Source organism: uncultured Methanobrevibacter sp. (genome assembly GCF_900314615.1).
Classification (GTDB): Archaea; Methanobacteriota; Methanobacteria; order Methanobacteriales; family Methanobacteriaceae; genus Methanocatella.
Window position 1 is genome coordinate 23,316 of sequence record NZ_OMWA01000030.1, and the last position, 12,378, is coordinate 35,693.

Genomic DNA, 12,378 nt, shown 5'->3' on the forward strand with positions numbered 1-12,378 from the left:
TATGTAATTTTTTTTTGATAATCTTCGATATTTTAAGGTGATTTTACTAAAGAATATAGTATATTAAAAATTTAGGTTAACTAAAAAGTTTAAACTTAATACAGAATTTTTGTTTTTTTACTAACGAACGAATCTAAAATTGCCATTTATCGATATGAAAATATATTTATTTCGTAATTTTGCTTATCATTTATAATCTTATTTTATTTTAAAAAGAAAATGGATGATTATTAAATTCTATTATAATCAAATGAGAACTTTTTAAATTTGAATATTGCTGTTAAATTTATTTATTTTTTTAAAAATAGAAAATTTTCGATATGAAAAAATATTTATAATGATTAATTATTACAAATATATATAACTCCATTCTCCTATTTAAATATTTCTTTTAGATTCATATAACAAAGCCTTTTTATATATAAAAGTCAAACATATTATCATAATACTTTGAATTAATCTTATTTATGGGATTTCCATAGTATTATTTAAAATTTAAAAAAAGGGAATAAGAGGTTGATAATATGAGTTCATCTTTTAAAAGTCCTGTAGACACAGCAAAAGCAATTTCTGCTACTGCTGGCGCTAAAAACTCTGCAGGTATTGTAAATGTAATATTACTCTCCTTCTTAGCAGGAGCTTATATTGCATTTGGTGGTTTATTAGCTGTAGTGGCTAGTGCAGGTATGCTTAAAGCAGGTGCACCAGTCGGGCTAGAAAAATTTGTATTCGGTGCAGTGTTCCCTGTTGGTTTGATCATTGTTGTTCTCGCAGGATCTGAACTATTCACCGGAAACGTCATGTTTATGACTATAGGTGTTTTAGACGGTTCCGCTTCTGTAGGCGGTCTCGCTAAAAACTGGGTATTAAGTTGGATTTTCAACTTCATCGGTGCTTTATTCGTAGCATACGTTCTCGCTTTCATGGGCGGAATTACCCCTACTGACGCAACCGCACCAGCTTATGCTATTTCTGCAAAAGCAATTGCCGTAGCAGAAGGTAAAGTAACAATGCCATTCGCAACAGCTGTTATTAAGGCTATTGGTTGTAACTGGCTTGTATGTTTAGCTGTATGGTTAGCTAACGCATCTGATGATATTATCGGTAAAATCGTCGGTATTTGGTTCCCAATCATGGCTTTCGTTACCATCGGATTTGAGCACAGTGTTGCAAACATGTTCTTCATACCATTAGGTATGTTCTTAGGTGCTAAAGGCGTAACTTGGAGTACTATCATCGTAAACAACTTAATTCCAGTAACAATCGGTAACATTATCGGTGGTGCAATTTTCGTTGCATGTATCTACTGGTACACTTATCTTAAAGAATAAGTAAGATAGAAACAAAAAAACTAAAGAAGCTTTTTTAAAAGCTTCTTTTTCTTATATTCATTAAATTAAAAATATATTTTGGAGATTATAAAATGGTTGAAATTAAATATGTTCCAACAATTTGTCCATACTGTGGTACAGGTTGCGGACTCAATTTCGTTGTAAAAGACGGAAAAATTGTTGGTGTAGAACCTTTAAAAAGACACCCTGTAAATGAGGGTAAAGTATGTCCAAAAGGTAACTTTGGATATCAGTTTATTAATAGGGAAGACAGATTAACTACTCCTTTAATAAAAGAAAATGGTGAATTCAGAGAAGCTTCTTGGGATGAAGCATTAGACTTAGTTGCTAACAAACTCAAAGAAGTGTCCGACGAAGATCCAAACAAAGTTGGATTCTATGCATGTGCTCGTTCTCCTAACGAAAACATTTACATTACTCAGAAATTAGCAAGAGTAGCTTGTGGTACCCAAAACGTAGACCACTGTGCACGTATCTGTCACGGTCCTACTGTAGCAGGTTTAGCTAACACTTTCGGATCAGGTGCTATGACCAACGGATTTGACAGTATCAAAGAAGCAGACTACATCTTCTGTATTGGTTCCAACAACATGGAAGCACACCCATTGTTCGGACGTAAATTAATCCAAGCAAAACAAAACGGTGCTAAATTAGTTGTATTAGACCCAAGATTCACTCCTACTGCTAAAATTGCAGATGAATACGTACAATTCGAAACTGGTACTGACGTAGCTTTAATGAACGCAATGATTAAAGTAATCATTGACAGAGGCTTACAAGATGAAGAATTCATCCACTACAGAACCAAAGGTTTCGAAGAAATGAAAGAAACCGTACAAAAATACACTTTAGATGTAGCTTCCGAAATTACTGGAATCAAACCTGAAGTAATCGAACACTTAGCTATTGATTACGCATCTGCTGACAAAGCAGCTATCGTATACTCATTAGGTATTACCGAACACTCCCACGGTGCTGACAACGTTATGTCCACTGCAAACCTTGCAATGTTAACCGGTAACATTGGTAGAGAAGGTACTGGTGTAAACCCATTAAGAGGACAAAACAACGTACAAGGTGCTTGTGATATGGGTGCATTACCTTCCGATTACGTAGGTTACAGAAAAGTTAGAAGTAAACTTACCAACCACTCCTGGTTTAACCTTAGTAGAAATGATGAATGCTGCTCACGCTGGTGACTTAAAAGTATTATACATCCACGGGGAAGACCCAGTTCTCTCTGATGCAGATGTACAACACACAAAAGAAGCACTCGCTAACTTAGAAATGTTAGTTGTTCAAGAATGTTTCTTAACTGATACCGCACAATGTGCTGATGTTGTATTACCTGCAGCAGGTTGGGGTGAACAAGAAGGTACCTTCACCAGTGGTGAAAGAAGAGTACAATGCTTACACAAAGCACAAGAACCTCCTGAAGGCGCATGGGTAGATTGGAAAATCATGGAAGAAATCGCAGTTAGAATGGGCGTTCCAAGAGAATTATTCCACTACGAATCTGCTGAAGAAATCTTTGATGAAATCAGAGAATGTGCTCCTATCATGGCAGGTATGAACCGTGAAAGATTAGACACTCCTGAAGCACTTCACTGGCCTTGTCCTTCCGAAGACGACCCATGTCAACCATTAATGCACAAAGTAAAATTCGCACACCCTGATGGTTTAGGTGTCTTCCAAGCATTAGAACACAAAGGACCTGTTGAAACTGTAGATGAAGAATACCCATTATTATTAACCACTACAAGGATATTGTTCCACTACCACGCAGCAATGACCAGAAGATGTGAAACCTTAAACAATGAGGTAAAAACTGGATTCATCGAAATCAACACTAAAGATGCTGAAGCAAGAGGAATTTTAAACGGTGAAGTTGTAAAAGCATTCTCTAGAAGAGGAGAAATCGCAATTCCTGCTCGTGTAACTGACGACATCAGAGAAGGTATTGTAAACATTCCAATGCACTTTGTAGAATGTGCTGCAAATGTATTAACTAACTCCGATTCTTTCGACCCTAAATCCAAAATGGTCGAATTAAAAGCTTGTGCTATCCAAGTAGAAAAACTCCCAGAAGTTGTTGAAATGAAAGGAGAAGTCTACAAAGAAGGTACTGACACAGAAATTAAAGCTGAAAACATGGCAACTACCACTGTAAAAGTAGGTAAATAAATAGGGAGTAGATTTAAATGAGCGCAAAAATTAATGATATGTACTACGCATACTCTGCTATTGAAGACATCAAAGAAAAAGGAGAGTACGGAGGAGTAGTAACTACCATCATGAAATACTTATTAGAAGAAGGTATTGTTGACGGTGTAGTTGGTGTAACTCAAGGTCACGATATTTACGATGGTGTACCAACTCTCATTACTGACCCTGCTGATGTAATTAAAACTGCAGGTTCCATTCACTGTGGTACTTTAAACATTGCTAAATTTGTATCCAAATACTTAGATGGTGCAAGATACATGAAATTAGCAGTCGCATGTAAACCATGTGATGCAATGACCATCAGAGAATTAATGAAAAAAGGAAAAATCATCGAAGATAACGTTATTATGATCGGTGTTAACTGTGGTGGAACTATGTCACCTGTTCCAACCATGAACATGATTAGAGATGTATACGATTTAGATCCTAAAGACGTTATCAAAGAAGAAATCGCTAAAGGTAAACTCATTATGGAAACTGCTGACGGCGAAAAAGCTTTCAAAATCGATGAGTTAGAAGAACAAGGTATGGGTAGAAGAGAAAACTGTCAAAGATGTAATCTTAAAATCCCTTCCAACGCTGACTTAGCTTTAGGTAACTGGGGAGTTATCGGTCCTTTAGCAGGAAAAGCTACTTTTGTTGAAGTATTCACTGAAACTGGTGCAGATGTTTTAGGTAAAGTAATTGACGCAGGTTTAATTGCTACCGAAGAACCTATCGAAAAAGGTATCAAAATCAGAGAAAACATTAACAACTTCATGTTAAAAGAATCTCAAGCTAAAAAAGAAATCGATTACGCAGGTACTACTGGAGACATCATCGATGTATTCTACCAATACGAAGACGAATTCTCCAAATGTATGAAATGTTACGGTTGTCGTGAAGCATGTCCATTATGTTTCTGTGAAGACTGCTGTCTCGAAGCTGAAGGTCCTGAATGGGTACCTGGTGGATACACTCCTGCTGCTCCATTCTTCCACTTAACACGTTTAGTACACATGGTTGACGCATGTACCAACTGTGGTCAATGTTCCGAAGTATGTCCATGTGAAATCCCTGTAGCTAAAGTATGGAGTACTGTAAACAACAAAGTTAGAGAAATCTACGGATACATCCCAGGTATGGGCAGTGACGACCCACTTCCATTTACTGACCACGTATCCAAAGCTAAATGGTTATAAGGATTTTTCCTTATTTCCACTTTTTTTCTTTTTTTTATTAAATTTCGCCCTATTTTCATTAAAAAACTTTTTTTCACATAACAATTTTTAAATATAAATAACAAAAAATTATTATTATACAAATAATAAGTGAAAAAAATGTTATTTTATATTTTAAAAGAAAAGGGAAATCTTAAAAAAGCCTATAAAATGTATAAGGCTTCAAAAAAAATTAACCAGTTAGATTTATTTGATGAAAATTTTTATTTAAAAAACAATCCTGATGTCAGGGATGCAAAAGGAAGCCCTCTTCAGCACTATCTCTACCACGGATATAAGGAAGGAAGGCGCCCTGGAAAGCATTTTGACAATAACTATTATTTAAAAAACAATCCTGATGTTAAAAAATCCGGAGAAAATCCTTTAGTTCATTATGTTCTTCACGGTAAAAGGGAAGGAAGATATCCGGTCAAACCGATGGATAAGGAAAATGCCAAGGAAATCAAGCGTCTTAAAAGAATTGTCAGAAATCAGAATAAGGCACTTGACTCCTATAATCAGCTGTTCAATGATTTGTATATTTTCCATGAAACTACTCCTAAAGGTGCCCTAAAGGATATGCAGGATTTATGCCTTGAGATAATGATCTTTTTAGACAATATCTGCAAAAAATATGATATAGAATACTGGCTTGATTACGGAAGTCTTCTAGGGCCTGTCCGCCATGGAGGATTTTTGCCGTGGGATGATGATTTCGATTTGGGAATGCTGAAGCATAACTTTGATAAATTGATGGAAGTTACTAAAAAAGAGATTAAGGAAAATGATTTAGAAGGATATCTCTTTATCAAAGACATGAAAAAATATGATAATACCGTAACTGGTTTCATTCAGCTAATATCTCAAAGTCCAGAACTGCCGAACATGCTGGCAGCTGTTGATATACTTCCTTATGAATATCTGAAAAATGATGAAAACCTTGAAAAACAGGAGTTAAAACAAAAAATATCTGATCAAATTGAAATTACTCAAAAGGAATTTCTCGAAAAGGAATATTTCAAAACAAATCCTATCGAAGCCAATAAAAAGCTCAATGAGATTGTAGGTATTGTTGACCATGAAGATGAATACATTATTCCTTCATCCATCAATCTGCGTCCCGGCAGAATCAGGATATATAAAACTGAAGAAATGTTCCCTCTGCAGAATTTCCAATTCGGCGAGCATTATTTCCTGGCTGCAAAAGAAGATAGGACTTATCTGGAAATGTCCTATGGTGAGGATTTCATGAAAATGCCAAGAAACATCAAGATTCATACAAGAATCCATACTTTAATGAAAAAAGATGTTGATTTGCATCAACTTTTCGTTGATGAAATCGAAAGATTAAGAAGTGTCAATGAAAAATTCAATCAGTATTAAACGGTTCACGGTTGTTGATACCGTTTAAAAAGATTTCTTCCAATTTTTCTTCACTTTCATTTTTTCTGATATGACTAATCAGTTCAACCAGATTATCGTTTCTAAGTAGACATGGTTTTATTTTTCCGTCAGGTGTTATCCTTAATCTGGAGCAATTTGCGCAAAATTTAGAGTTATCAACAGGCCTTACTATCTCGATTTCTCCATCGTTTAAGTAATATTTTTTACGCCCCTGCATAAACTTACGTTCTCGCACATCGTCAGCTATATCAGCCAACTTATTTTCTAAATCTTCTAACGGGTAATGGTAATTTGCACTGAACTTGTCATCATCACAGTTTTCACTTTCAATCAGTTCAATCAGCTGAAGGATAATTCCATGCTCTTTACAGAATTCGAACATGTCCTTTATTTCATTCTGGTTAATGTCCTTCATGATGACCATGTTGATTTTAACAGGATACAGTCCGACTTCAACGGCCTTCAGGATACCGGCTCTGGCTTCTTTCAGGTAATCCATTGAAGTAACTTTCTTGTAGGTTTCGGGATTTAATGTATCAAGGCTGACGTTGACACGGTCAAGACCCGCTTTTTTCAAATCTTCAGCATATTTTCCTAAAAGTACTCCGTTTGTTGTAAGGGAAATGTCCTGGAAGTCAAGGCTTGCAATTTTTTCAACGATTTCTACAATATCCTTTCTCACCAGAGGATCTCCTCCGGAAAGTCTGATTTTTCTAACTCCAATTCTTTTAGCAATTTTACAAATCTTATATAATTCGTCCGGAGTCATTTCATCTTTTGAAGAAACCATTCCGTCATGATGGCAGTACAGACAGTTTTCATTGCATCTGTTTGATATAGTGATTCTCAGTGAAAGAATCGGTCTGTCATATTTGTCTTTAACTACGTTTTCCAGCATGTTATCATTCTTCCACTTTAATTTTTATTTCATTAATTTCTGCATCTATTTTCAAGGAATTGACTGTAGAAAATATTGTTTCCTTTAGGATGGCCTGTGTAAAGGCATTCAGTTCAACGTCATGACCATTTGTCTTAAGGTCAATTGTTGCATTTTCCAGTTTTTTATCCTTGATATTTGTAATTTCAATATCTATTGCCTTCACGTTATCTTCAGTTTTGATTGCATTTATCATTCCCTTTATTGAATTTGAAACGATATTTTTTGTAAATGCATTAATTTCAAGATCATTTCCATTGATAAGAATGCTGCATTGTGCGTCTGACGGGTTTTTAGGGGAGTTTTCATTAGGGATTACAACTTCTATTTTACCTATTTCGCTGACGTTATAGTCTTCAAGATTCAGTGTGTTTATCACTCCGACAATACTTTGTTTGATAAAGTCACTTACGAATCTGTTGAGGCCGACCACTTTTCCATCTATTGACAAATAACTTTTGATATCATCCAGATTATCAATACTCAGGTTTCCTTTCCTGATTTCACGGGCAATGGTTTCTCCATTGTTAAATCCGCAGTTATTTGCAAATAATGTATCAACTATATCATGACCTCTTTGTTCTATTAAGTCAGCAAGTTGACTGACTCCATTTTCATCAATATTGAATGAATCTATCTCAGCAATGGTATATTCATCTTTTACATCAGGGGATGTGATGATTTTCGGATAATTGTATTTTTTGTATCCTTCAATTATTACAAAATCATACTCATCAAAGTGCTTTAACATGAATAGAATCCTGTTTAGGTCATGCTCTTTTTTTGCATTAAAAAAAGTTGTTGATCCAACACCTACAACCAAATTGGCTCCTGCCTGTTTATGTTTCCAGGTATCGGTATTTTCCTTGTCCATTTCAATAGAATGGTGTGAATGCTTGATTGAAGCTACATTATAGCCCCGTTTTGTTAATTCTTCTATAACTTTTACAGTTAGTGAGGTTTTTCCCGTATTTTTCTTACCAACTATAGACACTATTTTCATTTTATATTCCCCTGTAATATTAATATGTTTTTGTATTAATTATATCTTTTTGATAACCATGTGTAGTTACTACACATTTTCATTAAATGGAATATTTTTATTACATTATCTGACGCTTTGAAAATGTGAAAATCGATCGGTTTTTGGTGAATTTCGGAGTGTTGTAACAATCTTAATGTTTCAGGAAAAACTGATAATTATTTCGTATCTGGTCTGTTTGTCAATTTTGAGAGAGTTTTCAGATTTTGATGTGTAGTTACTACACATTTTAGGTGAACCTAAAAATTTTTTATAATTTTTCATGATTTTGTAATACTTTTTTTATATATTTTTATTACATTTTTTAATTAATTTTCTTATTTTTTTCATTAAATTTAAGTTTTAATATGCTTATTCTTTATTAAACATATAAATAATACTAGTTTAGTTTCATACTCTTCTTAATTTTTTTTATTGCAGATTTAAGCTCTTTATAGTATAATTTCTAAACTTTGGATGTGTACTTTTACCACAGTAATATATAATATTTTCTATTTAATTCTAGTAGGCAACTATATTTATATAAGTAAATATATTTTATATCATTACACATGGTGGTTCAAATGCCAAAACATATTGCATCTGGTCTTAAGTATTTGGCTGCGGTCAAATTAAAAGATGCCGGTAAAAGTCACCAAGAAATTGCTGATGAGTTAGACGTCGATAGGTCTACCATATCACATTATCTGAATGGTAGGAACTTATCCTGGAACTCTATTGATGTTGCAAGAACAATAATAGATTTAACTCCTAGGGATTTTTTAAGAATGGCTGAAGCAATATTTGATGAACCGGAACAGAGTCGTAAAATTGTGAATATTTGCCGAGAGAGAAATTTCGAAGCAATAGTAGAAGATTCTTGTATTGGTTGCGGCTTATGTGTAAATGCATGTACAATGAAAGCTATTAAGTTAGAATCATTAAAAGCACATGCAGACTCCATACAATGTTGTGGTTGTCAGCTATGTAGCGATGAATGCCCAACTAATTCGATAAAAATTTTGGAGATTTAGTATGATTAGAAATTTAAAAGAGGTTAACGACAATAACTTTGACATCACTAGGTCCGCAGAAGAAGTCAGAAACTTGTCTTTCAACGACCACGTTTGTTTAGGATGTGGAATTTGTGAATCTACTTGTCCTGTCGAAGCAATTACATTAAATGCGATTGCTGTAGATGCACGTCACAGACTCTTTAATGACGTATACTTCAGTGGTCACGAAAAGATTGCTCAAAACTTCAAAGAAGACTTTGATGTTCAAAGAATAAGCATTGACGAAAGTAAATGTGTATTATGTGGTATGTGCAGTGGATTATGTCCTGTTGATGCATTAGTATTAACTATCGATGGCGTACCAATCAAAGAAATTGAAGCATATCCTCATTACAACGCTTTCTCAGAAATCGATGATGACGAATGTATTTACTGTAAAAAATGTGAAGTTGCATGTCCTCGTGATGCAATTGTCATTGAAAGAGTTTTACCAAACCGTGCTGACTTAGTAACCGGTGAAATCAATGTCGATGATGAAGAATGTATCTACTGTGGAATCTGTCAGGAATTATGTCCTGCAGAAGCAATTGTTGTAGACCAAGCAACCGGAGCAGAATCTATTGTTATTGATAAAGACAAATGTGTATACTGTCTCGTATGTAAAAAAGCTTGTCCTACCAACGCTATTAAAGCAATCTGTAGAGCATGTAACTACGGTGAATATGACTTAGATCCTTCCAAAGCAGTTGTTAAAGGAAACTCAGTCATTGACTCAGAACTTTGTGTATTCTGTGGATGGTGTGAAGGCGTATGTCCTACTGACGCAGCAAAACATAAAAAACCATTCCAAGGTTCTATTGAAATTGATGATGACAAATGTCAAGCTTGTGGAGCTTGTGTAGATATCTGTGGCTGTAATGCTTTAGCATTCCCTGTATCTTCCGGTCCTGGTTCAAGAATGGATCATGTTATTGCTTACAATGATTACTGTGTAAAATGTAAAGCATGTGCAAACGCATGTCCTAACGGTGCAATTACTGTAAAAAGAACTGAAATTGACCACACACCTATTAGCTCAACTACTTGGAAAGAAGCTTTAGATGCAATTAAAGACTAGGTGATTCGATGGAACTTAAAGTTAATCAAGATAATTGTTTAGGATGCGGGATTTGTGTAATCGCATGTCCTGTCAATGCAGCTATCAGTCCAGAAAACGCTGGTGGTAATGGTGCAAAGACTGAAGAAGTTATTATGATGGTCGAAAACGGATTCATCAAACTGTTCAGTCCTGAAAAATGTGAAGAATGTGGAACATGTCAAATGTTTTGTCCAGTAAATGCTATATGGTTAGAATAGGGGGATTATTATATGCATTATGCTAATACTTATTTAGAAAAACCTGTAGTGCCTGATGTAAAAATTACTGGTGAAGGAACTACTGACGTACTTAAATGTATGTTAAACACCGGATCTGACATCTACCAAGGTGCTTGTAAAAAAAGAGGATCCACTTTAAAAGAAGAATATAAAAACGCTTCCGGTACCTGTTACATGGATCCTAGAGATATGGCAAAATTAGGTGTAAACAACTGGGATACTGTACTTGTAAAAACCGATTTCGGTGAAGTTGTAGTAAACTGCGCAGTATCAAGAGACGCACCTCACGAAGGAACTGTATTCATTTGTAAAGGTCCTTGGGCTAACACTATTGTAAGTCACGACACTTACTGCTGTTCTGACCCTACTTACAAAGGAATTAAATGTACTGTCGAAAAAACCGACAGAAAAGTATTACTCATGGCAGACTTAATGAGATGGGTATACAAAAAATACGTTGATGAAGAAGATGACGATGTTGTTGAAAACATGGAATCTTTAGGTGAATTACCTGTTTATCACGGACGTAAATGGGAGGAGTTGATTGACCATGACTTATGAACCACCTGTAACTGATTTTGTTGAAAACTGTACCTGTGCATTCTGTGGTTGTAACTGTGACGATTTAGACTACTTAGTTAAAGATAATCACGTAGTCGCAGTAAGACACGCATGCAGATTAGGAGCAAGTAAAATTATGGAAGATATGGATCAAAGATTACTTGTTCCAATGATTAGGGATGAAAACGGAGAACTTACTGAAGTAGACTGGGATACCGCTTTAGACAAAGCTGCAGAATACATTGCTAATTCCATCAGACCTGTATTCTACGGTTGGTCTGAAACCTCTACCGAATGTATGAAAGAAGGAGTAGCATTAGGTGAATACATCGGTGCAGTATTAGATAACCAAGCTACTATCTGTCACGGTCCTTCTCTCCAAGCTGTACAAAACGCAGGTTACCCTATTCAAACCTTAGGAGAAGTTCAAAACAGAGCTGATGTTATTGCTTACTCTGGAAGTAACGCTATGAACTCTCACCCAAGACATATGGCAAGATACGCTGTATTCTGTCGTGGATACTTCAGACAAAGAGGAAGATTCGACAGAACTGTTATCACCATGGATTTTCTACAATGCTATTAGAGCTGTACTCAGAGGAAAAGAATTATACCAAGACGTAATTTCTGGAATTCCTAAAGAAGATATTTACGAATTAGCAGAAGAAATGAAAAACGCAGAATTTGGTGTTCTCTTCTTCGGTTTAGGTTTAACCCACACTTTATCAAAACAAAGAAACATTGATATCGCTATTAAAATGGTACAAGACTTAAACAAATACAGTAAATGGGGTCTTACTCCAATGAGAGGTCACTTTAACGTAAACGGATTCAACATTTTCATGGCATTTGAATGTGGATTTGCTTTCGGTGTTGACTACTGTAGAGGTTACCCAAGATATATGTTAGGAGAAACCAACACTATCGATTTATTAACCAGAAAAGAACCTGACTGTTTCATGGTTATTGCAGCTGACCCAGGTGCTCACTTCCCTAACGGAGCAAACCAACACTTAGCTAACATTCCTGTTATTCAAATCGATATTCACTGGGGTCCATCAACCGAACTCGCTGATGTTGTATTGCCAGGTTCATTCATTGGTGTAGAATGTGCTGGTACCAGTTATCGTATGGATGGAGTTCCTATCTACATGAAGAAAGCTATCGACAAACCAGAAACCTGTCGTGACGACGAATGGATTGTCCGTGAATTGAAAGAAAGAGTAATGAAACTCAGAGAAGAGCCAAACGTAGCTCCAAAATATGTGCCAAATCCAAACGCACT

At 35.4% G+C, this 12,378-nt stretch carries 9 protein-coding genes and 2 pseudogenes; 9 read left to right on the forward strand and 2 right to left on the reverse strand.

Annotated elements, in window-relative coordinates:
- Positions 1 to 524: 524 nt before the first annotated feature.
- From QZN33_RS10140 to QZN33_RS10155, 4 genes and pseudogenes are all read left to right on the forward strand, one after another.
- Complete coding sequence (locus QZN33_RS10140; RefSeq protein ID WP_296791988.1) at positions 525 to 1,331, forward strand: formate/nitrite transporter family protein; 807 nt, start codon at positions 525 to 527, stop codon at positions 1,329 to 1,331.
- Between the two features lie 92 nt (positions 1,332 to 1,423).
- Positions 1,424 to 3,440, forward strand: a pseudogene (gene fdhF / locus QZN33_RS10145) (formate dehydrogenase subunit alpha); the annotation flags it as partial.
- A gap of 113 nt (positions 3,441 to 3,553) precedes the next feature.
- Positions 3,554 to 4,759, forward strand: coding sequence for a Coenzyme F420 hydrogenase/dehydrogenase, beta subunit C-terminal domain (locus tag QZN33_RS10150; protein ID WP_296791991.1), 1,206 nt, complete (start codon positions 3,554 to 3,556; stop codon positions 4,757 to 4,759).
- A gap of 138 nt (positions 4,760 to 4,897) precedes the next feature.
- Positions 4,898 to 6,160 (forward strand): LicD family protein, encoded by a 1,263-nt coding sequence (locus QZN33_RS10155; protein WP_296791995.1) that lies wholly within the window; start codon positions 4,898 to 4,900, stop codon positions 6,158 to 6,160.
- On the opposite strand, the gene moaA is transcribed toward QZN33_RS10155, so the two are convergent.
- Together moaA and mobB are read right to left on the reverse strand one after the other, a co-directional pair.
- Entirely contained in the window at positions 6,147 to 7,079 is a 933-nt protein-coding gene (gene moaA / locus QZN33_RS10160) for a GTP 3',8-cyclase MoaA (RefSeq protein ID WP_296791998.1), read from the reverse strand. The genes QZN33_RS10155 and moaA overlap by 14 nt on opposite strands.
- Before the next feature lie 4 nt (positions 7,080 to 7,083).
- A complete protein-coding gene (mobB, locus tag QZN33_RS10165; RefSeq protein ID WP_296792001.1) occupies positions 7,084 to 8,121 on the reverse strand; it encodes a molybdopterin-guanine dinucleotide biosynthesis protein B in 1,038 nt (345 codons plus the stop codon).
- Between the two features lie 590 nt (positions 8,122 to 8,711).
- Here mobB and QZN33_RS10170 point away from each other — a divergent pair.
- The 5 genes and pseudogenes from QZN33_RS10170 to QZN33_RS10190 form a co-directional block, all read left to right on the forward strand.
- Positions 8,712 to 9,173 (forward strand): 4Fe-4S binding protein, encoded by a 462-nt coding sequence (locus QZN33_RS10170; protein ID WP_292741098.1) that lies wholly within the window; start codon positions 8,712 to 8,714, stop codon positions 9,171 to 9,173.
- Between the two features lies 1 nt (position 9,174).
- Positions 9,175 to 10,272, forward strand: a complete 1,098-nt coding sequence (gene fwdF / locus QZN33_RS10175) for a tungsten-dependent formylmethanofuran dehydrogenase subunit FwdF (RefSeq protein WP_296792004.1) — start codon at positions 9,175 to 9,177, stop codon at positions 10,270 to 10,272.
- An 8-nt stretch (positions 10,273 to 10,280) separates the two neighbouring features.
- Positions 10,281 to 10,511, forward strand: coding sequence for a ferredoxin family protein (locus QZN33_RS10180; protein ID WP_292743149.1), 231 nt, complete (start codon positions 10,281 to 10,283; stop codon positions 10,509 to 10,511).
- A gap of 12 nt (positions 10,512 to 10,523) precedes the next feature.
- Positions 10,524 to 11,093, forward strand: a complete 570-nt coding sequence (locus QZN33_RS10185) for a molybdopterin dinucleotide binding domain-containing protein (protein WP_292741092.1) — start codon at positions 10,524 to 10,526, stop codon at positions 11,091 to 11,093.
- Positions 11,083 to 12,378, forward strand: a pseudogene (locus QZN33_RS10190) (molybdopterin-dependent oxidoreductase); the annotation flags it as partial. The gene QZN33_RS10185 and the pseudogene QZN33_RS10190, both read left to right, overlap by 11 nt.

Coding starts and splice junctions, on each gene's coding strand:
- QZN33_RS10140 (WP_296791988.1), top strand. CDS start 525: ATGAGTTCATCTTTTAAAAGTCCTGTAGACACAGCAAAAGCAATTTCT.
- QZN33_RS10150 (WP_296791991.1), top strand. CDS start 3,554: ATGAGCGCAAAAATTAATGATATGTACTACGCATACTCTGCTATTGAA.
- QZN33_RS10155 (WP_296791995.1), top strand. CDS start 4,898: ATGTTATTTTATATTTTAAAAGAAAAGGGAAATCTTAAAAAAGCCTAT.
- moaA (WP_296791998.1), bottom strand. CDS start 7,079: ATGCTGGAAAACGTAGTTAAAGACAAATATGACAGACCGATTCTTTCA.
- mobB (WP_296792001.1), bottom strand. CDS start 8,121: ATGAAAATAGTGTCTATAGTTGGTAAGAAAAATACGGGAAAAACCTCA.
- QZN33_RS10170 (WP_292741098.1), top strand. CDS start 8,712: ATGGTGGTTCAAATGCCAAAACATATTGCATCTGGTCTTAAGTATTTG.
- fwdF (WP_296792004.1), top strand. CDS start 9,175: ATGATTAGAAATTTAAAAGAGGTTAACGACAATAACTTTGACATCACT.
- QZN33_RS10180 (WP_292743149.1), top strand. CDS start 10,281: ATGGAACTTAAAGTTAATCAAGATAATTGTTTAGGATGCGGGATTTGT.
- QZN33_RS10185 (WP_292741092.1), top strand. CDS start 10,524: ATGCATTATGCTAATACTTATTTAGAAAAACCTGTAGTGCCTGATGTA.